The sequence below is a fragment of the Pseudomonas sp. RIT-PI-o genome (genome assembly GCF_001297215.1).
GTDB classification, from domain to species: domain Bacteria; phylum Pseudomonadota; class Gammaproteobacteria; order Pseudomonadales; family Pseudomonadaceae; genus Aquipseudomonas; species Aquipseudomonas moraviensis_A.
In genome coordinates this window covers 13,562-36,237 of sequence record NZ_LHPA01000012.1, presented here as the reverse complement: position 1 = coordinate 36,237, position 22,676 = coordinate 13,562, and the positions used below count along the sequence as shown (strand labels likewise).

The following is a 22,676-nucleotide window of genomic DNA, read 5'->3' as shown; positions in this document are numbered from 1 at the left end:
GTTATGCAAGGCAAGTACGGTTCTGAAAACACGCTGCCATTGAGCGAGTTGCTGACAGTGGTACTGATCACCCACAACCGCCCGGCTTTTTTGCGCCGAGCGCTGCAGTACTACAGCAGCCTGCCTTGCAAGGTGCTGGTGCTGGACTCTTCCCCCGAGCGCCCGGAAGGTGATTTTTCGGCGGTCGATTATCAGCACTTGCCGCAATTTGCCTACTGGGGCATGCAGGCCAAACTGACTTACGGCGTTGCGCAGTTGACCACGCCGTACATGGTGTTTGCCGCCGACGACGACTTCATCCTGCATGAGTCGCTGGCCGAATCGGTCAGGTTCCTCGAAGCGAACCGTGACTACGGCCTGTGCCACGGTTACTGCCTGATGTACCTGGCGCTGGCGGGCAGCGTCAGCTACTACCGTCGCGACAAGAAGATCTGTGAAGACTACGCGTCCGAGCGCGCCGAGGATCGCGTCCTCGATTTCATGCATCAGTACGTACCGCCCTTTTACGGCGTGTGCCGTACTTCGATCATTCAGGACTGGTACGCCGCTTTGCCGGCGGGCACCAGTTTCCAGTGGCAGGAAATCGGCCATACCTATTATCTGCTGGCGAACGCCAAGGCGCGGATCCTGCCGATCCCGTACGTCGTACGCGAAATCAACGTCGGCTTCTCCGATCACAACACCGATGTCTACCACTCGCTGTCTTATACCGACGCCAAGTCGGTGGCCGAGCGGGAGGCCTTCGCCGAATTCCTCGCGTCCTTGCCGACCGCTATTACCGGCCTTGATCAGGCGCAGCGCAAGGCATTTGTCCTGAAAAGCTTCGAAGCCATGACCGACAGTCTGGTCTCCGGGCGGGCATTGACCAACGAGCTGATTTTCGAGTCGACCTGGAATCAGGTCACCAAAGAGCCAGAACGCAAATTCGGCCCACGGCAATACGTCGAGATGCCGTTTTACAACCAGCACTTCTTCGACTTGCTCACCCAGTTCGAATTCCTCCTGCATGCGATGCCCGCCGGGCGTATTCAGCTTGAGAAGCTTGAAGGCGTCTGGGCCCGGCAGGAGTATCTGTTGCAGGCGCGAAATAACGACACTCCGCAAAGCGTCATCGACCGGCTGTGGCAAGCCCATGACAGCAACGCGTTCAACCGTCGCGTGGTCAAGCGTCTGGCCGAGCAACTGCAGTCGGCTGGCGAGGAAGCTCCAGCGCAGGAAATGCTTGAGTGGGGCGCGCGTCTTCAAGCCGTGTCGAACCTTGATCACTACCCGGTCTTTGGCAAGATGCGCTCGGGGCGTTTGCTCGATTGGCTGGCGGCGCGCAAGCCTGACGCCGAACAATCTGCTTCAATCGCTGCCCGTCTGGCCGCCAGCAACGGCGGACCGCAGTTCGGTATTTTCCTGCTTGACCTGGATGACAGCGTCGAGAAGCTGCAAATTACCCTCGACAGCCTCGTCGAAGGTGTCAGCAAAGCGTTCAAGATCGTGGTCTTCACCACTGGCGAACCGCAGACCGCGACCACCGCGCAAAACACCTTGCACTTTGTTCGGGTTACCCCGGGCAATCTCGTCGACAAGCTCAACCAGAGCGCTGCGCAGTCGCCTTGCGACTGGTTGCTGCTGGCGAACGTGGGCGACGAATTCACACCGGCCGGCCTGGCGCGCGCCGGTTTGGAACTGATGGCGGCCAGCGGTGTTCGCGCAGTAGCGACTGATGAAATTCAGCGCACTGCCGAAGGCGCACTGGTCGACGTATTCCGCCCCGGTTTCAATCTTGATCTGCTGCACAGCGTGCCGTCGCTGATGGCGCGGCACTGGCTGATCCGCCGCGAAGTCCTGCTTGAAGCCGGCGGTTATCAGGCCGACTTCAGCAAGGCGCTGGAATTCGATCTGTTGCTGCGCATCATCGAACAGGGCGGCCTCGACGGCCTGGCGCATCTTGATGAGCCGCTGCTGATCACCGAGCAGGCGCCTCTGGAAGAAAACGCCCATGAGCGTCTGGCGCTGCTGCGTCACTTGGGCAATCGCGGTTACAAAGCCAAGGTCACCTCGGCGCTGCCGGGTACCTGGCAGATCGATTATCGCCATACCGAACAACCGCTGGTGTCGATCATTGTGCCGGTCATTGATGATCTGCCGGCACTGCGTCGCTGCCTCGAAGGCGTGCTGCTGCGCACCCGTTACAGCCGCTACGAAGTGCTGCTGGCCGCCAACGGCAATCAGTCGGCCGAGGTCAACGATTGGCTGGGCACGCTGCGCCACGCCAAGGTCAACGTACTGCGTGCCGATCAGCCGCTCGGCGAAATCGCGTTGTATAACGCCGCCAGCGAGCAGGCGCAGGGTGAATACCTGGTGCTGCTGGCCGCCGACAGCGAAGTGGTCAACCCGAACTGGATCGATTCGCTGCTCAACCATGCCCAGCGTCCGGAAGTCGGCGTCGTCGGCGCCAAACTCGTCGATCGTGACGGCAAGGTTGCCCAGGCCGGTCTGATTCTCGGCCTCAACGATGGCGTGTGTTCGCCCTTCATCGGCGAGAAACACAAGGCCGAGGGTTACATGCAGCGTCTGGCTGTCGAGCAGAATTACTCGGCGGTTTCCAAGGTGTGCCTGATGATTGGCAAGGACATGTTCAATGCCCTTGGCGGCCTGGACGAGGTGACCTTCGCTGCGGGCTATGCCGATGTCGATCTGTGCCTCAAGGCCGGTCAGGCCGGTTACCTCACCGTGTGGACGCCACTGGTGCAGGTGCTGCACACCGGCGAGCTGCCACAGGCGCCAGCGGCATTGGCGGCATTGCGTGAAAAATGGCCCGACGCCTTTGCCCAGGATCCGGCGTACAACGCGAACCTGGCCCTGAGTGGCAAAGGTTTCACTCTTGGCGAAAACGCCTCGATCAATTGGGCGCAGTTGCTCGCCTGAGCAGGCCGGACAGGAATCACCACATGTTCAACGGACAATCGATTTTCATCTCCGGCGGCACTGGCTCGTTCGGCCGTAACTTCATTCGCCGCTTGCTCGAGCAATACCAGCCCAAGCGCGTCGTGGTGTTCTCTCGCGACGAGCTGAAGCAGTACGAGATGCAGCAGACGTTCAACGCGCCATGCATGCGTTATTTCATCGGTGACGTGCGTGACGCCGAGCGCTTGCGTCAGGCCATGCGCGGCATCGATTACGTCGTCCATGCCGCTGCGTTGAAGCAGGTGCCGGCGGCGGAATACAACCCGACCGAATGCATCCGCACCAACGTCAATGGCGCGGAGAACATCATCGCCGCCGCCATCGACAATGGCGTGAAGAAGGTCGTCGCGCTGTCCACCGACAAGGCGGCCAGCCCGATCAATCTGTACGGTGCGACCAAGTTGCTCTCGGACAAATTGTTTGTCGCCGCCAACAACATTGCTGGCGAGCAGCAGACCCGTTTCGCTGTGGTGCGCTACGGCAACGTCGCTGGCTCGCGCGGTTCGGTGGTGCCGTTTTTCAGCAAGCTGATCGCTGACGGCGCGCAGGAGCTGCCGATCACCGACGAGCGCATGACGCGGTTCTGGATCACCCTCGATCACGGCGTGCAGTTCGTCCTCGACAGCTTCGCGCGCATGCACGGCGGTGAAGTGTTCGTACCGAAGATTCCGTCGATCCGCATCGTCGATCTGGCGCGGGGCATGGCCGAGCATTTGCCGCACAAGAACGTCGGCATCCGTCCCGGCGAGAAGCTGCATGAGCTGATGGTGCCGCTGGACGATGCGCGGATGACCCTTGAGTTTGACGACCACTACACGATTCAGCCGTCGATTCGTTTTACCAGCGTCGATGTCGATTTCGCCGTCGATAAACTTGGCGAACGCGGCCGTGCCGTGGGCGAGGATTTCGAGTATCGCTCGGATACCAACCCGCATTTTCTTTCGGTCGGGCAGATCGCCGATCTGCACGCGAAGCTGTCGGTATGATCCCTTACGGTCGGCAGAGCCTCGATCAGGCAGACATCAATGCGGTGGTCGAGGTGTTGCAATCGGACTGGCTGACTCAGGGGCCGACCATCGAACGCTTCGAGCAGGCCATGGCCGAGCGCTGTCAGGCGGATTTTGCCGTAGCGGTGTGCAATGCCACGGCGGCGCTGCACATTGCCTGTCTGGCGGCGGGTCTGGGGCCGGGCGATCGCTTGTGGACTTCGCCTAATACCTTTCTCGCCTCGGCCAATTGCGGGCGCTATTGCGGCGCCGAGGTGGATTTCGTCGACATCGATCCGCTGACCTGGAACCTCGATGCGTTCGCGCTTGAAGCAAAGCTCGAACAGGCGGAGCGCGACGGCACGCTGCCGAAAGTCCTCGTCGCCGTTGCCTTCTCCGGGCAGAGCTGTGACCTGCGCAAGATTGCCGATCTGGCGGTGCGCTACAACTTCACCGTGATCGAAGACGCCTCCCACGCAGTGGGCGCGAGCTACGCCGGGCGTCCGGTCGGTTGTGGTGAATTCGCGGCGATGACGGTGTTCAGTTTTCATCCGGTGAAAATCATCACCAGCGCCGAGGGCGGCATGGCCCTGACCAATCGCCCGGCGCTGGCCGAACGTCTGCGACGCCTGCGCAGCCATGGTATGACCCGGGATGCAGAACAGATGACCGAGCCCAGTCACGGGCCGTGGTATTACCAGCAGGTCGAGCTGGGTTTCAACTATCGGATTACCGATCTGCAAGCGGCGCTGGGTCTGTCACAACTGCGCAAGCTCGACGAATTTGTCGCGCGGCGCCGCGAACTCGCAGCGCGTTACGATCAGTTGCTCGCCTACCTGCCGCTGACCTTGCCGAGTGCGCAGCCGGAGGCCGAATCGGCGTGGCACTTGTACGTGGTGCGTTTGCAGGCCGAGCGCTGCAACCTCAGTCATCGCCAGGTGTTCGAAGGTTTGCGCGCCGCCGGCATCGGCGTAAATCTGCACTATATTCCGGTGCATCTGCAGCCGTACTATCGCGAGCTGGGTTTTGCCGAGGGCGATTTCCCCGAGGCCGAGCGCTATTACGCCGAGGCGATCAGCTTGCCGCTGTTCCCTTTGCTCAGCGAAGAACAACAGGATCAGGTGGTCGAGCAACTGCGTCGGCTGCTGCTTGAGGAGTAAGGCACCGTGAGCTGCGTCGCGATCATCCCCGCCCGTGGTGGCAGCAAGCGCATCCCGCGCAAGAATCTCAAACCGTTCGACGGCGTACCGATGATCGTCCGCTCGATTCGCACGGCGCTGGAATCAGCGCTGTTCGACGCCGTGGTGGTCAGTACCGACGATGTGGAAATTGCCGACGTCGCACGGGCGCACGGCGCCGAAGTGCCGTTCATGCGACCGGCCGATCTGGCCGATGACTTCACCGGCACCGCTGCGGTGATCGTGCATGCCCTGCAGCACTTGCCGACGTTCGATTACGCCTGTTGCGTGTATGCGACGGCACCGCTGTTGCAAGTGCGCTACCTGCGTCAGGGCCTGGAATTGCTCAAGCAGCATCCGCACAAGGCGTTTGCCTTTTCGGTGTGCGGCTTCGGTTTCCCCGTGCAGCGCGCCCTGACCCTCAACGAGGAGGGCGCCCTGATGTCGCTTTATCCGGAGTTTCGCACCACCCGTTCGCAGGATCTGCCCGAAGCGTTTCAGGATGCCGGGCAGTTTTACTGGGGGCGCAGCGAAGCGTGGTTGCGCGGCGAGACGCTGTTCTCGCCAGCCAGCCTGCCGGTGATCCTGCCGCGCCATCTGGTCCAGGACATCGACTCCCCCGAAGACTGGCAACGCGCCGAATACCTCTACGCCGCGCTCAAGGCCGGCGGAGAACTGCCATGAGAGTGCTGATCCGTGCCGACGCTTCGCCGGCCATCGGCAGCGGCCATATCGCCCGCTGCCTGACGCTGGCGCGAGTGTTGCGCGGGCAGGGCAGTCATGTTGCGTTTGCCTGTCGGCGCTTGCCGGGACATCGACTCGAAGCCTTGAATGCCGAAGGCTTCGAGACCTTCGCGCTGCCCGAGCGCTATCGTGATGAAGACCCGCTGCAGGCCATCGAATCGATGTTGCCGTGGCAGTTCGACATTGATGCACTGGGCCTGCTGCTGGACGGGCAGGCGCCGTTCGACTGGATCATCGCCGACCACTACGGCCTCGATCATCACTGGCAAACCGCTGCCCGGCGCTGGGCGCATCGAATCGCCGCGGTGGATGATCTGGCGACGCGGCGCTACAGCGTCGATCTGCTGCTCAATCAGAACCTGTCCGGCTTAAGTGAAAACTACGCGCCGCTGCTGCCGCCGGGCTGTCGCACCTTGCTCGGCCCGCGCTACGCCATGCTCCGTGAAGAATTCAACTGCGAAGCCATCGAGATCAAACCGAAGGCGCGGCGGGTGCTGGTGAATTTCGGCGGTTTCGACGCGGCGATGCAGACTCATCACGCGATGTTGGCGCTGGCTGATTTCACTGAGTTGCAGGTTGATTTCGTCGCGGGCGCCGACAACCCGGCGTGGGCGCAGATGCAGGCCTTGGCCGAGACACGGCCGAACTGGCGCCTGCACAGTTTCGTCAGCGATTTCCATCAACGCATGACTGAAGCCGATCTGTTTATCGGCGCCGGCGGCGGCACCAGTTGGGAGCGTGCGGCGCTCGGCTTGCCGACCATCTGCATCGCTGTGGCGAACAATCAGCAGGCCAACGGTGAAGTCATGGCGGCGGCCGGCGCGCATGTGTTCATGGGGGCGCGCGAGCAGGTCAGCGTCGAGCAACTGCGCGATGCGGTCGGCTTTGTGATGGACAATCATTTTCTGCGCCAGAGCCTCGCCGAGCGCTCGCGGCAACTGGTCGACGGACGCGGTGCCGAACGCGTGGCGGCGGCGCTGGCCGGCGCGGTGCTGAAACTGCGCCCGGCGACGCTGGACGATGCGCAGTTGCTGTTCGATGGGCGCAATGCCGAGCCGGTGCGGCGCTGGTCGCTGGAATCCGGCGTGATCGATTGGGCGCAGCACCTGAACTGGCTGATGGCAAGTTTGCGCAATCCGCAGCGGCTGCTGTTGATCGCCGAGGCGGATGACGGCCCGGTCGGGGTGCTGCGCTACGACTTGCGCGGATTCGAAGCGGAAGTGTCGATCTATCTGCTGGAAGGGCGTTTCGGCCTCGGTTGGGGCAGGGCAGTGCTCAGCCGTGGCGAAGCGTTCGTCGCTGCGCACTGGCCGCAATTGACGCGCATCAATGCCCGGGTCATGCCCGCCAATCAGTCTTCATTGAAAGTCTTCCGCGACGCCGGGTTCATCCAGGAAACCTGCGCGTTCAGCCGTGTTTTGAAGGATCACTCGCATGTCTAGTTTCAAGATTGGCCACCGCACGATTGGTGCCGACGCGCCGCCGTTCATCATTGCCGAGATGAGTGGCAATCATAACCAGTCTCTCGATGTCGCCCTGCAAATCGTCGAGGCGGCTGCGAGGGCTGGTGCGCATGCCTTGAAGCTGCAAACCTACACCGCCGAAACCATGACCCTGGATCTGGCTGAAGGCGAATTCTTCATCAAGGATCCCGGCAGTCTGTGGGCCGGCACTTCGCTCTACGATTTGTATGAAAAAGCCCACACACCGTGGGAATGGCACGCGCCGATTTTTGCTCGAGCCAAGGAGTTGGGGATGCTCGCGTTCTCGACGCCGTTCGACGACAGCGCGGTGGATTTTCTCGAAAGCCTCGAGGTGCCGGCGTACAAGATCGCCAGTTTTGAAAACACCGATCTGCCGTTGATCCGCCGTGTCGCCGCCACCGGTAAACCGCTGATCATCTCCACCGGCATGGCCAGCATCGCCGAACTGGATGAAACCGTGCGCGCCGCACGCGAGGCCGGCTGCAAGGATCTGGTCCTGCTCAAGTGCACCAGCACTTATCCGGCCACGCCACTCAACAGCAACGTGCGCACGATCCCGCATCTGCGTGAGCTGTTTGGCTGCGAGGTGGGGCTGTCGGATCACTCGATGGGCGTTGGCGTATCGGTGGCGGCGGTGGCGCTGGGAGCGACGGTGGTGGAAAAGCACTTCACCCTCGATCGTTCGGCCGGTGGCGTCGACGCGAGCTTTTCCCTGGAACCGGCGGAACTGGCCAGTCTGGTCGTCGAAACCGAACGTGCCTGGCAGGCCATGGGGCAGGTGCATTACGGCGTGACCGAGGCTGAGCGCAAGTCGCTGGTCTATCGCCGTTCGCTGTACGTCACTGCTGACATGGCCGCCGGTGAAGCCTTTACCGGGGACAATCTGCGCGCCATCCGTCCTGGCCTCGGTCTGCCGCCCAAGCACACCGATGCCGTTCTCGGACGCCGCGCGCGCACCGCGATCAAGCGTGGTACGCCACTGGATTGGTCGCTGATCGAATAAGCCAATCTGCCATCGATTCGGCAAAATAGCGTGACCTGCGAGTCATAACGCGCATCTTCACTGTATTGTATTGACCGGGGAGATGGCGCCTGGCCCGTTTTGCGGTTCCAGTGATAGCCCTTTGCGCTTCCCGTGGCTGCCCGTTGTGGCGGCCGTTTTCTGTTTGTCGGCGCCCCTCGAATCCTTGCGAGCGGTGGTTTTGGGCTGTTTTTTATTGGGAAGCCGTAATGATTGGCATAAAAAGCATTGCGAGCTACGTTCCTGTAGCCGGCGTGGACAATTACGCACAAGGTGCAAAATTCGAGAAGGATGAAGAATTCATCCTTGGCAAGATCGGTTCGGCGTTCCTGCCGCGCAAAGACGCTGAGCAGGAAACCTCCGATCTGTGCGTGGAAGCGGCCAATGCGCTGTTTGCCAGCAACCCTGAACTGAAACGTGAATCCATCGATGCTCTGATCGTCGTCACCCAGAACGGTGACGAAGAAGGTCTGCCGCACACCGCTGCCATCGTCCAGGACAAACTCGGCCTGCCGACCAATGTTGCAGCGTTCGACATTTCTCTGGGCTGCTCCGGTTATGTCTACGGCATTTACGCGATCAAGGGCTTCATGGAAGCCGCCGGCCTGAAGAACGGCCTGCTGATCACCGCGGACCCGTATTCGAAAATCGTTGACCCGGAAGACCGCAACACCACCATGCTGTTTGGCGATGCCGCCACCGCTACGTGGATGGGCGAAAACCCGACCTGGGCGCTGGGCAAGGCCAAGTTCGGCACCGACGGTTCCGGGGCACCGCACCTGAAAGTCAGCAACGGCGTGTTCTTCATGAACGGTCGTCAGGTCTTCAATTTCGCATTGCTGAAAGTCCCGGCGCACTTGCATGAACTGCTTGACGATTCGGGGCTGAAAGCCGATGACATCGATGCATTCTGCATTCACCAGGGCAGCGCGGCGATTGTCGACGCCGTGGCGCGACGCTTCGAAGGCGAGCCGGAGAAATTCATCAAGGACATGGTCGAGACCGGCAACACCGTGTCGTCGAGCATTCCGCTGCTGTTGGAAAAGCACGTGCTCGACTCCGACTGGCAGCGCGTTGCGCTGAGCGGTTTTGGTGTTGGCCTGTCGTGGGGCTCGGCGATCATCTATCGTCCGTAAACTGCAGCAAAAACCACTGATACAAAAATAGCGTTCAAGGTTAACCTTGAACGCTATTTTTTTGCCCGAGAAGGAGCGCGAGGCGCCATGAGCGAGTTTTTCCAAGCCAATGCCGAGGTGTTGCAACGGCGCTGGCCGGCGCTGTTCGAGCGATTGATGGCTGAAGACAGCGCGTCCGTGCAGGCCGAACTCGTGCAAGGGCTGGGCTCGACGCTGAGCGTCGACGGCATTCAGCTCACCAGCCGCCATGATCGCCTGCATGAGGCGAAGATTCAGGCGGCGAGCCTGCCGGAAAAACCGCAACTGCACGTCTATGGCACTGGCTTGGGCGACTTGCCCGGTGTGCTGCTCGAGCGCGCGGGGCTCGAGCGCCTGTACGTACACATCCTCAATGGCGCGCTGTTCGCGCTGGTGCTGCAACTGCTCGATCAGCGCCAGTGGCTGCAGGACCCTCGGGTCGAACTGTTTTACGCCGGCGATCACCCGGACTTCTTCACGCCGTTCTTTGCCCTGCCGGCCGAGATGCTGCTGGCCGATGACTTCAATGCGAAGATTCGCGACCGGCTGATCAATGAAGTGCACCTGACATTCAATAACCGCGATTTCGATCCGCAGTCGCCGGAAATCCAGCAGCGCTTGCAGGAATGTCTGCCGGTGTTGCTTGGCGATGCCGATGTGGCGCAATTGTTCGGCAGCTGCGCTGGCCGCGAAGTCTACGTAATCGCCACCGGGCCGACACTGGAGCAGCATTTCGAACATCTCGCGGCGATCCGTCAGCTTGCCGAGCGACCGGTGTTCATCTGCGTTGATACGGCCTACCGACCATTGCGCGAACACGGCATCGTGCCTGATCTGGTGGTAAGCATCGATCAACGCATCGGCTTTCGGCATTTGCCCTTCGAGAAGTCTGACGGCATTACGCTGGTGTACCTGCCGATGAGCGATCCGCAAATATTGAAGGCATGGAAGGGCAAGCGCTATGGCGGCTATTCGGCCAGCCCGATCTATGCCGAGCTGAAAGAACAGTATCCACGCGGCGAGCTGCACGTCGGCGGCAGCGTGATCCATCCGGCGGTGGACCTCGCGGTAAAAATGGGCGCGCCCCGAATCACTTTGTTTGGCGCCGACTTCGCCTTCCCGATGAACAAGACCCACGCCGGGTGGGGCGATGGCGATCTGGGTCCGCCGCTGGCCCAGGCGCGGCATTGGGTGCGCGATGGCCATGGTCAGCGCGTCAGTACCCAGCTGAATTTTCGCGGCTATCTGTGTGTGTTGGAGCGCTACATCGCCGCGCATCCACAGGTCGAATTTCTCAACAGCAGCCGCGCCGGCGCGCTGATCGCCGGCACCGCTTTCAATCCGGAGTTCGTGCAATGAGTGCGCTGAATCACAGTCAGGATCAGTGTCGCCAATGCGCTGCATTGTTTCGTCTGGGGCGTGACGTAGAAGCGGCGTTGACCATGGTCGATGTGTTCGAACAGGCCCAGCAATGTCTGTCGTCTGCCCCAATAGAGATCCAGCAGGCGTGGGCGCAGGTGCTCATGCAAATGCTCGATTGCCAGGAGCGCCAGGACTGGTTGGGACTGGCCGACTCTATGGAATACGAACTGGTTGAATTGCTGGAAAGTGCCAGGCGCTGAACTGCTGCGCAGCACTGGCCCGCGGCTTTGCGTGACAGGCAGTTTTATGACGTCATTTTTATGCGGTTGAAGTACAGCTAAGTCATTGTTTTCTCGGGGGTGGCGTGGTGATGGCAAAATTTTTTCAAAAAGCCCTCAAGCAACCTGCAAACCCGACGATAACTATTACGAAGGTTCTCTAGGCCATACCCGGCGGTTGCCAGGGCCGGAAGCCGCAGTACCCAACCAACGAGGAATTCGTCATGGCTTTAACAGTAAACACCAACACCACATCGTTGAACGTTCAGAAAAACCTGAACCGCGCTTCCGACGCTCTGTCCACCTCGATGCAGCGCCTGTCTTCCGGCCTGAAAATCAACAGCGCCAAAGACGACGCCGCTGGCCTGCAGATCTCCAACCGTATGTCTTCGCAGATCCGCGGTAACACCCAGGCCATCCAGAACGCCAACGACGGTATCTCCGTTGCCCAGACCGCTGAAGGCGCTCTGCAAGCCACTACCGACATCCTGCAGCGTATGCGTGAACTGGCTGTTAAAGCCCGTAACGGTACCAACGGCACCGCTGACCAGACCGCTACCAACTCTGAATTCGCTCAGATGTCGGACGAGATCACCCGTATCTCCGCTTCGACCAACCTGAACGGCAAGAACCTGCTGGACGGTTCGGCTGGTACTGTGACTCTGCAAGTGGGCGCAAACACTGGTTCGGCTAACCACATCGACCTGGTACTGAGCTCCAAGTTCGACGCCGTCAGCCTGTCGGTTGGTAGCGGTACTCTGGCCCTGACCGGCGCCAGCCCGTCTGACGCAGCCGTTGCCATCGACAGCGCGATCACTGCAATCGACGCCGCTATCGCTGCAATCGGTGCAACCCGTGCCAGCCTCGGTGCTTCGCAGAACCGTCTGACCAGCACCATCTCCAACCTGCAGAACATCACTGAAAACACCACCGCTGCTCAGGGTCGTGTACAGGACACCGACTTCGCCGCAGAAACTGCTAACCTGACCAAGCAGCAAACTCTGCAGCAAGCTTCCACTTCGGTTCTGGCCCAGGCCAACCAACTGCCTTCCGCTGTACTGAAACTGCTTCAGTAATTCGGAACAGGTTTGAGCGGGGGAGTGCGCTGGTCGTGCTCTCTCGCTTTTTTTCGTTAAGAGGTGATGGGCATGGACATGAGCGTGAAGCTTAACGTGTCTTATCCGGCTCCCAAGCCAGTGCCACCGGTTGCTGACAAAACGTCAGAGCTGCCTAAAGTCCAAAAGACTGAAGCGCCGGTCGCTGCCAAGGATCAGGATTCGGACGGCGCCAAGTTGAAACTGGCGGTGCAAGAGATCGAAAAATTCGTCCAGTCGATCAAGCGTAATCTGGAGTTCTCGATTGACGAGCATTCCGGCAAGGTCATCGTCAAGGTGATTGCGAGCGAGACGGGTGAAGTTGTTCGACAGATTCCTTCCGCTGAAGCCCTCAAACTGGCGGACAGCCTCGCCAACGCAAGCCACGTGTTGTTCGACGCCAAAGTCTGATAAATGGCATGAATAGTGTTTGTTCGTTCTCAAGACGCCTGTAACGGCCAAAAGAATGGCAACAATCTGAAGGGAGATGCACATGGCAAGTCCAATTCTACCGGGTTCCGGACTGGGTTCCGGCCTGGACATCGGCGCGATCGTGACCGCGCTGGTCAACGCCGACAAATCGCCGAAGCAGACGCAAATCGATTCTGCGACCAAAACCAACAGCCTGAAAATTTCTGGTGTCGGGTCGTTGAAGAGTGCGCTGACCGCATTCCAGACCGCGATGACCAATCTGAGCAGCAAAACCAATCCTGCGTTTGCCGGCTTCACGGCGACTTCGGGTAACGCGGATATCCTCAGCGCCACGTCCGACAGCACCGCAGTTTCGGGAAAATATAATGTTGTTGTGAGCAAACTGGCCACGGGTTCGAAAATAGCCAGTGCTTCTTTCGCCGGCGGTGCCGCCAGTGCCATTCCGAGTGGTACCCTGAAAATCAGTCAGAATGGCACTGATTACAACGTCGACATCCCGGCTGGCGCGACCTTGCAGAGCACGCGTGACGCGATCAACAAAGCTCAAGGCGCTAACGGAATCTCTGCGAACATTGTTACCGACAGCAGCGGGTCCTCGCGCCTGGTGATCAGCTCAAGCAAGACCGGCGCCGGTTCTGACCTTACCGTCAGCGGCATTGCCGGTCTGGAAATCGATGGCACTCAGCCGCTGGGAACCAGTCCGGCGGCAGGCGCTTCGGGTGCTGTCAACGGCGTAGCACAAGACGCCCAGCTGACCATCGACGGGCTGACAGTAACCAGCAAGAGTAATACGGTGAGCGGCGCAATCAGCGGGCTGACCCTGAATCTCACTTCGGTCACGCCAGCCAATGGCGCGCCTACTGTCGTCAGTGTTGATGCCAACACCAAAGGGTTGCAGACATCGATCCAGTCGTTTGTCGACGCTTACAACACGCTGAAGAAAACCATCGATACCCTGTCCAAGGCGACGCCGGACGAAGACGGCAAGCTGACCGTGCAGGCTGCATTCACGGGCGATTCGCTGCCGCGTACACTGATAGCCGATATTCGTGCTGAACTGACGGCTCCGGGTGCAGGCGGCCCCCTGTCTGTGCTGTCGCAATTGGGTGTAATGACCGACCGCACCAGCGGTAACCTGACCTTCGATACCGCTGCCTTCAACAAGACTATGGACCAGCCCGGAATGACGGGTCAGGTTCAGCAGTTGTTTACCGGGACCAACGATACCAACGGTCTGTTGGCGCGCATGAGCAAGGCGGTTGATCCGTACCTCAAGGCGCCTGTGGGCGGCAAGGTCACAACCGGTTTGCTGGATCAGCGCCTCGCCATTCTGAATAACAACACACGCAATCTGACCAACCAGCAGTTGGCGCTGGATCTGCGTGTCGCCAACCTGACCAAGACATTGACCGCCAAGTACAATGCCATGGACTTGCTGGTCGGGCAGATGAAGGCAACGGCGAGCAACATCACCTCGTTCTTCAGCTCGCTGAACGCGCAGCAGTCGGCGAAGTAACAGTCAGTCACGACAAAAACCCGGCTACGCTTTATCGGCGTGCGCCGGGTTTTTGTCTTTTGATCTAAAGTTTTCGGACCGGTTGGCGATACACTGGTTATACGAGTCAACGTGGCAATGAGGTAGAACATGAACCCGATGTTAGCCCTTCGGCAGTACCAGAAAGTCGGCGCCCATGCGCAGACGTCCGAAGCGAGCCCGCACCGCCTGGTGCAAATGTTGATGGAAGGTGGCCTGGCCCGTATTGCTCAGGCCAAAGGCGCCATCGAGCGCAAGGACATCCCCGGCAAATGCACGGCGATCAGCAAGGCTATCGGCATCGTCAGTGGCCTGCGCGAAGGTCTCGATCTCGAAAATAATGCAGAGGCGCTGGCCGATCTGGATGGCCTGTACATCTACATGATGAAGCGCCTTGCCGAAGCAAATATCAGCAGCGATCCACGTGTCCTCGACGAAGTGGCCGGCCTGCTGACAACGGTCAAAGAAGGCTGGGACGCCATCGCGCCTGTGCCGGCTCCGCAGTTCTGAAGGAGATCACCATGAGTCTTGTATTGCAGCGAATAGCCGATACCCGTGAAGCGTTGGTCGGTGCTCTGGCCGAGCGAAACTGGGAAGCCATTGGCGAGCTGGATCTGGCTTGCCGTTCCTGCATGGAAGACGTCATGGCGGAAGCTTCGCTGGACGAAGTTGCGTTGCGCGATAATCTTGAAGAGCTGCTATTCGTGTACAAAGAGCTTCTTGAGGTGGCAATGGGCGAGCGGCAGGCGATAGCCAACGAGATGTCGCAGATCACCCAAGCGCAAAAGGCTGCAAAGGTTTACCATCTGTTTGGTTGATTAACCGTCAGTTGAACCAGAGATGTGCGCCATAAATTTGACTGTGCACGGTTTTTTGACTTAACTAGTGGCTATTATCAGGTTTAGGGCGTCTACAGGCACATGGTGTCCTGCAAGCGTCTCGCTTGCCTTATTTTTCGGGCATTGAGTTGACTAGGGAAGTTGCTATTGCATGTGGCGTGAAACCAAAATTCTGCTGATCGATGACGATAGCGTCCGCCGCCGCGACCTGGCGGTGATTTTGAATTTTCTTGGCGAAGAAAATTTACCCTGCGGCAGCCATGACTGGCAGCAGGCAGTCGGCTCTTTGTCGTCTAGTCGTGAGGTCATTTGCGTACTGATCGGGACCGTCAATGCTCCTGGCGCGCTTTTGGGCTTGCTAAAGACACTCGCAACCTGGGATGAGTTCCTTCCGGTTTTGTTAATGGGCGATAATTCTTCCGTTGACCTGCCTGAAGACCAGCGTCGCCGCGTCCTTTCGACCCTGGAAATGCCGCCCAGCTACAGCAAATTGCTCGATTCGCTGCACCGCGCCCAGGTCTATCGCGAGATGTACGACCAGGCCCGTGAACGCGGCCGTCATCGCGAACCCAATCTTTTCCGCAGCCTCGTCGGCACCAGTCGTGCGATCCAGCACGTCCGTCAGATGATGCAGCAGGTGGCCGACACCGACGCCAGCGTGCTGATCCTCGGCGAGTCCGGCACTGGCAAGGAAGTGGTCGCGCGCAACCTGCACTACCACTCCAAGCGCCGCGACGCGCCGTTCGTGCCGGTCAACTGCGGGGCGATCCCTGCTGAGCTGCTGGAAAGCGAACTGTTCGGCCACGAGAAGGGCGCCTTCACCGGTGCGATCACCAGCCGTGCCGGACGCTTTGAACTGGCCAACGGCGGCACGCTGTTCCTCGACGAAATCGGCGACATGCCGCTGCCTATGCAGGTCAAGCTGCTGCGCGTGCTGCAGGAACGCACCTTCGAGCGCGTGGGCAGCAACAAGACCCAGAGCGTCGACGTGCGCATCATTGCCGCGACCCACAAGAATCTCGAAAGCATGATCGAGATCGGCTCGTTCCGCGAAGACCTCTACTATCGCCTGAACGTGTTCCCGATCGAGATGGCGCCGCTGCGCGAGCGTGTCGAAGATATCCCGCTGTTGATGAACGAACTGATCTCGCGCATGGAGCACGAGAAGCGTGGTTCGATCCGTTTCAACTCCGCGGCGATCATGTCGCTGTGCCGTCACGGCTGGCCGGGCAACGTCCGCGAACTGGCCAACCTCGTTGAGCGTATGGCGATCATGCACCCGTACGGGGTAATCGGCGTGGTCGAGCTGCCGAAGAAATTCCGCTACGTCGACGACGAAGACGAGCAAATGGTCGACAGTCTGCGTAGCGATCTTGAAGAGCGCGTGGCGATCAATGGTCATACTCCGGACTTCAGCGCCAACGCACTGCTGCCGCCGGAAGGTCTGGACCTCAAGGACTACCTCGGTGGCCTGGAGCAGGGCCTGATTCAGCAGGCGCTGGACGATGCCAATGGCATTGTCGCCCGTGCTGCTGAGCGTCTGCGTATTCGTCGCACCACGCTGGTCGAGAAGATGCGCAAGTACGGCATGAGCCGCGCTGGAGGAGATGAACAGGCGGATGATTGACGCCTGTTTTTCAACCGCTTCATTTATAAGCGGTTTTTTTTAGGCACGGGTATTGCTATAGCCCTCGCAACGTTCCGTTTCACTGACGGTCAGCCAAGCGAGAGAGCCCAATGCCCCAAGCCGCCCAGATCTCTTCTGCCTCCAATATCGTGGGGCAACCCTCGTCCGTAGAGCAGGCAAGTCGTCAGGGACTTGAGCAGGCCTTTCAGCTGTTCAACCAGATGTCGAGCCAGCTGACTGACTCTTACAGTCTGCTCGAAGCGCGCGTCACCGAGCTCAAGGGTGAGCTGGCGGTGGTCAGCGCCCAGCGCATGCAGGAGCTGGCGGAAAAAGAACGCCTGGCCAATCGCCTGCAAAACCTCCTCGACCTGTTGCCCGGCGGCGTGATCGTTATCGACGGCCACGGTCTGGTGCGCGAAGCCAACCCGGCCGCCATCGACCTGCTTGGCTCGCCACTCGAAGGCGAGCTCTGGCGCCATGTGATCGCACGCTGCTTCGCTCCGCGTGAAGACGACGGTCATGAAATCTCTCTAAAAAACGGTCGACGCCTGTCGATCTCCACCCGCTCGCTGGACGCCGAGCCGGGGCAGTTGGTGCTGCTCAATGACTTGACGGAAACCCGTCATCTGCAAGATCAACTGGCACGGCACGAGCGGTTGTCTTCGCTGGGGCGCATGGTTGCGTCCCTGGCGCATCAGATTCGCACGCCGCTGTCCGCCGCTTTGCTTTACGCCAGTCATTTGACTGAGCAGCAATTGCCGGTGGAAACCCAGCAGCGCTTTGCCGGACGCCTGAAAGAGCGTCTGCACGAACTCGAGCATCAAGTGCGCGACATGCTGGTGTTCGCCCGTGGTGAATTGCCCCTGACCGATCGCCTGACCCCCGATGCATTGATGCAATCGCTGCAGGCCGCGGCGCTGACCCACGTGCAGGATCTGCCGATTCGCTGGCAGTGCGACAGCCATGCCGGTGAGCTGCTGTGCAACCGTGACACGCTGGTCGGCGCACTGCTGAATCTGATTGAAAACGCCATCCAGGCCAGCGCCGGCGAGGCGCGCTTGAAAGTGCATTGCTACACCAGAGGCAACACCCTGCGCGTGTGTGTCAGCGACAGCGGCAGCGGCATTGAGCCGACAGTTTTGGCGCGCCTCGGCGAGCCTTTTTTTACTACCAAAGTCACCGGGACCGGTCTTGGCCTGACCGTGGTCAAAGCGGTGGCGCGTGCCCATCAGGGAGAATTGACCCTGCGTTCGCGGGTCGGGCGCGGTACCTGCGCGCAGGTCAGCCTGCCGCTGTTTTCCGCTGCACAGGGAGTTGAATGATCGTCATGGGCATCAAGGTGTTGCTGGTCGAGGATGACCGTTCGTTGCGCGAAGCGCTGGCCGATACGCTGTTGCTCGCCGGCCACGACTATCACGCCGTCGGCAGCGCCGAAGAAGCACTGACGGCCGTCGCGCAGCAAGCCTTCAGTCTGGTGGTCAGCGACGTCAACATGCCGGGCATGGACGGCCATCAATTGCTTGCCCTGCTGCGCGCGCGCCAACCGCAATTGCCGGTGCTGCTGATGACCGCCCACGGCGCAGTCGAGCGTGCGGTCGATGCCATGCGCCAGGGCGCGGCGGATTATCTGGTCAAGCCGTTCGAACCCAAAGCGTTGCTTGATCTGGTGGCCCGGCACGCGTTGGGCAGCATTGATGCTGGCGAAGCGGAGGGCCCCGTTGCTGTCGAGCCGGCCAGTGCGCAGTTGCTTGAACTGGCCGCACGAGTCGCGCGCAGTGATTCGACTGTCCTGATCTCCGGCGAGTCCGGCACCGGTAAAGAAGTATTGGCGCGCTACATTCACCAGCAATCGCGGCGGGCCAGTCAGCCATTTATTGCGATCAACTGTGCGGCGATTCCCGACAACATGCTCGAAGCGACACTGTTCGGGCATGAAAAGGGTTCGTTCACCGGCGCTATCGCCTCGCAAGCCGGCAAGTTCGAGCAAGCGGACGGTGGCACCATTCTGCTCGATGAAATTTCCGAAATGCCGCTGGGTCTGCAAGCCAAACTGTTGCGGGTCCTGCAGGAGCGCGAAGTCGAGCGCGTGGGCGCACGCAAGCCGATCAGTCTGGATATCCGCGTGGTCGCCACGACCAACCGTGATCTGGCTGGCGAAGTGGCAGCGGGGCGCTTCCGTGAAGACCTGTTTTACCGCTTGTCGGTTTTTCCTCTGGCCTGGCGTCCACTTCGCGAGCGCACTGCCGATATCCTGCCGCTGGCGGAAAAGTTGTTGGCCAAACACGTCAATAAAATGAAGCACGCTGCGGCGAAGCTTTCCCCCGAAGCACAAGCCTGCCTGACCGAGTACCCGTGGCCGGGCAACGTGCGTGAGCTGGATAACGCCATTCAGCGCGCGCTGATTCTGCAGCAGGGCGGCTTGATCCAGCCGCAGGATTTCTGCCTGAGCGGTGCGGTGACATTTGCGCCGTTGCCGGTCGCGGCACCGGTGATGCGCGAGGTGGAAATCGAGGCGGATTCCACCGGAGCCCTGGGCGACGACCTGCGCCGCCGGGAGTTTCAGATGATCATCGACACCCTGCGCGCCGAGCGTGGCCGCCGCAAGGAAGCTGCCGAAAAGCTCGGCATCAGCCCCCGCACCCTGCGCTACAAACTGGCGCAAATGCGCGACGCCGGGATGGACGTCGAAGGCTATCTGTTCGCCACCTGACGGAAGCTGCAAAACATTCCAGATGCTTTTCTCAGAAGGGTGCCCATGAGCTGGCACCCTTGTTGCTAATACCTGTGTACCCGCCGAGTGAGTGTCAAAAAATTGCGGGCCGCCCAAGAGAGTAGACCATGAGCCAAGGTATTGAATTTAATCGGTTGATGATGGACATGCAGGCCATGAAAGTGGATGCCATGTCTGCGCGTAAATCGACTGCCGCTGTCCCTGAAATTGCCGGCAGCAGCTTTTCCGACATGCTCGGTCAGGCGATCAATAAAGTCAGCGATACCCAGCAGGCGTCGACTCAACTGGCCAATGCGTTCGAGATCGGCAAGAGCGGTGTCGACCTGACCGACGTGATGATCGCATCGCAAAAAGCCAGCGTGTCGTTCCAGGCTCTGACCCAGGTGCGCAACAAGCTGGTCCAGGCTTACCAAGACATCATGCAGATGCCGGTTTAAGGGCGAAATAAGTCATGGCAGAAGCAGTCGCTGATAACGTTCCGGCCAAGGCCACCCCGATCGACGGCAAACCGCCGCTGTTCGGCCTGTCCTTTCTGGAAAACCTTTCCCAGATGACCGTGCTGCGTCAGGTCGGCCTGTTGGTCGGCCTGGCTGCGAGCGTGGCGATTGGCTTTGCCGTGGTGCTGTGGTCGCAGCAGCCGGATTACCGTCCACTGTACGGCAGCCTTGCCGGCCTGGACGCCAAGCAGGTCATGGAAACCCTGGCCGCCGCTGACATTCCCTACAACGTAGAACCCAATTCCGGCGCCTTGCTGGTCAAGGCCGACGACCTGTCCCGTGCGCGGATGAAACTCGCCGCCGCTGGTGTCACTCCCAGCGACGGCAATATCGGTTTCGAAATCCTCGACAAGGAACAGGGTCTGGGCACTAGTCAGTTCATGGAAGCGACCCGTTATCGTCGCGGCCTCGAAGGCGAACTGGCGCGCACCATCTCCAGCCTCAACAACGTCAAGGGTGCCCGCGTGCACCTGGCAATTCCGAAGAGCTCGGTGTTCGTCCGTGACGAGCGCAAGCCGAGCGCTTCGGTACTGGTCGAGCTGTATAGCGGGCGTTCGCTGGAGCCGGGTCAGGTGGTAGCGATCATCAACCTGGTCGCGACGTCTGTGCCGGAGTTGAGCAAATCGCAGATCACCGTCGTCGATCAGAAGGGCAATCTGCTCTCCGATCAGGCGGAGAACTCGGAAATGACCATGGCCGGCAAGCAGTTCGATTACAGCCGCCGCATGGAAAGCATGCTCACCCAACGCGTGCACAACATTCTGCAGCCGGTATTGGGCAATGATCGATACAAAGCGGAAGTTTCCGCCGACATCGATTTCAATGCCGTCGAATCGACTGCCGAGCAGTTCAACCCGGACCAACCGGCGTTGCGCAGCGAGCAGTCGGTCAACGAACAACGCACCGCCAGCAATGGCCCGCAAGGTGTGCCGGGTGCCCTGAGCAACCAGCCACCGTCGCCAGCGTCGGCGCCGCAGACCACCGGTGGCACCGCCGCACCGGCCGGCATGATCCAGCCGGGTCAGCCACTGGTTGACGCCAACGGTCAGCAGATCATGGACCCGGCCACCGGCCAGCCGATGCTCGCGCCGTATCCGGCCGACAAGCGTCAACAATCGACGAAGAACTTCGAACTCGACCGTTCGATCAGCCACACCAAACAGCAGCAGGGCCGTCTCAATCGCCTGTCGGTGTCGGTGGTGGTCGATGATCAGGTCAAGATCAACCCGGCCAACGGTGAAACCAGCCGTGCGCCGTGGAGCGCCGACGAATTGGCGCGCTTCACGCGTCTGGTGCAGGACGCCGTCGGTTTCGACGCCAGCCGTGGTGACAGCGTCAGCGTGATCAACATGCCGTTCTCCGCCGAGCGCGGTGAAGTGATTGCCGATATTCCGTTCTACTCCCAGCCATGGTTCTGGGACATCGTCAAACAAGTGCTGGGTGTGCTGTTCATCCTCGTACTGGTGTTTGGTGTGCTGCGTCCGGTGCTCAACAACATCACCGGCGGCGGCAAAGGCAAGGAGCTGGCCGGTCTGGGCAGCGACGTGGAACTCGGTGGCATGGGCGGCCTGGACGGCGACCTGGCCAACGACCGCGTGAGCCTCGGTGGTCCGCAGAGCATTCTGTTGCCGAGCCCGAGCGAGGGTTATGACGCGCAGCTGAATGCAATCAAGAGTCTGGTAGCTGAAGACCCGGGTCGCGTGGCTCAGGTCGTAAAAGAGTGGATTAACGCAGATGAGTGATAACCGAGCCGCCGCCGTCAAACTGACCAAGGTCGACAAAGCCGCGATTCTGCTGCTGTCCCTGGGTTCGACCGATGCCGCGCAAGTGCTGCGCCACATGGGCCCCAAAGAGGTTCAGCGCGTTGGCGTGGCCATGGCGCAGATGGGCAACGTGCACCGCGAGCAGGTCGAGCAGGTGATGAGCGAGTTCGTCGACATCGTCGGCGATCAGACCAGCCTCGGCGTCGGTTCCGACGACTACGTGCGCAAGATGCTCACCCAGGCCCTGGGCGAAGACAAGGCCAACGGCCTGATCGACCGCATCCTGCTCGGTGGCAACACCAGCGGCCTCGACAGTCTGAAATGGATGGAGCCGCGCGCCGTCGCCGACGTCATTCGTTACGAACACCCGCAGATCCAAGCAATCGTGGTCGCGTACCTCGACCCGGATCAGGCCGGTGAAGTGCTCGGCAACTTCGACCATAAGGTGCGTCTGGACATCATCCTGCGCGTTTCGTCGTTGAACACCGTGCAGCCGGCAGCCTTGAAAGAACTCAACCAGATTCTCGAGAAACAGTTCTCCGGCAACTCGAATGCCTCGCGCACCACCTTGGGTGGCATCAAGCGTGCGGCCGACATCATGAACTTCCTCGACAGCTCGATCGAAGGCCAGCTCATGGACTCGATCCGCGAAGTCGACGAAGACCTGTCCGGTCAGATCGAAGACCTCATGTTCGTCTTCAACAACCTTGCCGACGTCGATGACCGTGGCATTCAGGCGCTGTTGCGCGAAGTCTCTTCCGATGTGCTGGTACTGGCCCTCAAGGGCTCGGACGAAGGCGTCAAGGAAAAGATCTTCAAGAACATGTCCAAGCGTGCCGCCGAACTGTTGCGCGACGACCTCGAGGCCAAAGGCCCGGTGCGCGTCAGCGATGTCGAAACCGCGCAGAAGGAAATCCTCACCATCGCCCGTCGTATGGCCGAAGCCGGCGAGATCGTGCTCGGTGGCAAGGGCGGCGAGGAAATGATCTAAGCC

At 60.3% G+C, this 22,676-nt stretch carries 20 protein-coding genes; all 20 read left to right on the top strand.

The window, feature by feature from the left end:
- The first annotated feature begins 3 nt into the window (after positions 1-3).
- The 20 genes from AEQ63_RS05385 (at position 4) to fliG (ending at position 22,673) form a co-directional block, all read left to right on the top strand.
- A complete protein-coding gene (locus tag AEQ63_RS05385) occupies positions 4-2,919 on the top strand; it encodes a glycosyltransferase family 2 protein (RefSeq protein ID WP_064362070.1) in 2,916 nt (971 codons plus the stop codon).
- 23 nt (positions 2,920-2,942) lie between these two features.
- Positions 2,943-3,944: a UDP-N-acetylglucosamine 4,6-dehydratase (inverting) gene (pseB, locus tag AEQ63_RS05380; RefSeq protein ID WP_064362069.1), complete on the top strand. Its 1,002-nt coding sequence runs from the start codon at positions 2,943-2,945 to the stop codon at positions 3,942-3,944.
- On the top strand, positions 3,941-5,104 hold the full coding sequence (gene pseC / locus AEQ63_RS05375; RefSeq protein WP_064362068.1) for a UDP-4-amino-4,6-dideoxy-N-acetyl-beta-L-altrosamine transaminase: 1,164 nt from the start codon (positions 3,941-3,943) through the stop codon (positions 5,102-5,104). Before pseB ends, pseC begins: the two co-directional genes overlap by 4 nt.
- 6 nt (positions 5,105-5,110) lie before the next feature.
- The gene (gene pseF / locus AEQ63_RS05370) at positions 5,111-5,806 is read left to right on the top strand and encodes a pseudaminic acid cytidylyltransferase (RefSeq protein ID WP_064362067.1); all 696 of its coding nucleotides are present in this window, start codon (positions 5,111-5,113) and stop codon (positions 5,804-5,806) included.
- Positions 5,803-7,308: a UDP-2,4-diacetamido-2,4,6-trideoxy-beta-L-altropyranose hydrolase gene (gene pseG / locus AEQ63_RS05365; RefSeq protein ID WP_042607520.1), complete on the top strand. Its 1,506-nt coding sequence runs from the start codon at positions 5,803-5,805 to the stop codon at positions 7,306-7,308. The genes pseF and pseG overlap by 4 nt, the downstream gene beginning before the upstream one ends.
- A complete protein-coding gene (gene pseI, locus AEQ63_RS05360; protein WP_042607521.1) occupies positions 7,301-8,353 on the top strand; it encodes a pseudaminic acid synthase in 1,053 nt (350 codons plus the stop codon). Before pseG ends, pseI begins: the two co-directional genes overlap by 8 nt.
- Before the next feature lie 227 nt (positions 8,354-8,580).
- On the top strand, positions 8,581-9,507 hold the full coding sequence (locus AEQ63_RS05355) for a ketoacyl-ACP synthase III (protein WP_042607522.1): 927 nt from the start codon (positions 8,581-8,583) through the stop codon (positions 9,505-9,507).
- A gap of 87 nt (positions 9,508-9,594) precedes the next feature.
- Positions 9,595-10,884: a motility associated factor glycosyltransferase family protein gene (locus AEQ63_RS05350; protein ID WP_064362066.1), complete on the top strand. Its 1,290-nt coding sequence runs from the start codon at positions 9,595-9,597 to the stop codon at positions 10,882-10,884.
- A complete protein-coding gene (locus tag AEQ63_RS05345; RefSeq protein ID WP_042607524.1) occupies positions 10,881-11,147 on the top strand; it encodes a hypothetical protein in 267 nt (88 codons plus the stop codon). Before AEQ63_RS05350 ends, AEQ63_RS05345 begins: the two co-directional genes overlap by 4 nt.
- Before the next feature lie 242 nt (positions 11,148-11,389).
- Complete coding sequence (locus tag AEQ63_RS05340; protein ID WP_042607525.1) at positions 11,390-12,241, top strand: flagellin domain-containing protein; 852 nt, start codon at positions 11,390-11,392, stop codon at positions 12,239-12,241.
- Between the two features lie 72 nt (positions 12,242-12,313).
- A complete protein-coding gene (locus AEQ63_RS05335; protein WP_042607526.1) occupies positions 12,314-12,670 on the top strand; it encodes a flagellar protein FlaG in 357 nt (118 codons plus the stop codon).
- Positions 12,671-12,752: 82 nt separating this feature from the next.
- Positions 12,753-14,207: a flagellar filament capping protein FliD gene (gene fliD / locus AEQ63_RS05330; protein WP_042607527.1), complete on the top strand. Its 1,455-nt coding sequence runs from the start codon at positions 12,753-12,755 to the stop codon at positions 14,205-14,207.
- A 129-nt stretch (positions 14,208-14,336) separates the two neighbouring features.
- A complete protein-coding gene (gene fliS, locus AEQ63_RS05325) occupies positions 14,337-14,735 on the top strand; it encodes a flagellar export chaperone FliS (protein WP_041479013.1) in 399 nt (132 codons plus the stop codon).
- 11 nt (positions 14,736-14,746) lie between these two features.
- Positions 14,747-15,043 carry a hypothetical protein gene (locus tag AEQ63_RS05320; RefSeq protein ID WP_016771085.1) on the top strand — a complete coding sequence of 99 codons (297 nt, stop codon included), beginning with the start codon at positions 14,747-14,749 and terminating at the stop codon, positions 15,041-15,043.
- 172 nt (positions 15,044-15,215) lie between these two features.
- Complete coding sequence (locus AEQ63_RS05315) at positions 15,216-16,691, top strand: sigma-54 dependent transcriptional regulator (RefSeq protein WP_041479014.1); 1,476 nt, start codon at positions 15,216-15,218, stop codon at positions 16,689-16,691.
- Between the two features lie 110 nt (positions 16,692-16,801).
- Positions 16,802-18,013: a sensor histidine kinase gene (locus AEQ63_RS05310; protein ID WP_042607529.1), complete on the top strand. Its 1,212-nt coding sequence runs from the start codon at positions 16,802-16,804 to the stop codon at positions 18,011-18,013.
- A gap of 5 nt (positions 18,014-18,018) precedes the next feature.
- Positions 18,019-19,401 carry a sigma-54-dependent transcriptional regulator gene (locus AEQ63_RS05305; protein WP_064362094.1) on the top strand — a complete coding sequence of 461 codons (1,383 nt, stop codon included), beginning with the start codon at positions 18,019-18,021 and terminating at the stop codon, positions 19,399-19,401.
- A gap of 128 nt (positions 19,402-19,529) precedes the next feature.
- Positions 19,530-19,859: a flagellar hook-basal body complex protein FliE gene (gene fliE / locus AEQ63_RS05300; RefSeq protein ID WP_016771081.1), complete on the top strand. Its 330-nt coding sequence runs from the start codon at positions 19,530-19,532 to the stop codon at positions 19,857-19,859.
- Positions 19,860-19,873: 14 nt separating this feature from the next.
- On the top strand, positions 19,874-21,661 hold the full coding sequence (fliF, locus tag AEQ63_RS05295; RefSeq protein WP_042607530.1) for a flagellar basal-body MS-ring/collar protein FliF: 1,788 nt from the start codon (positions 19,874-19,876) through the stop codon (positions 21,659-21,661).
- The gene (gene fliG, locus AEQ63_RS05290) at positions 21,654-22,673 is read left to right on the top strand and encodes a flagellar motor switch protein FliG (RefSeq protein WP_039761172.1); all 1,020 of its coding nucleotides are present in this window, start codon (positions 21,654-21,656) and stop codon (positions 22,671-22,673) included. Before fliF ends, fliG begins: the two co-directional genes overlap by 8 nt.
- The last annotated feature ends 3 nt before the right edge of the window (positions 22,674-22,676 follow it).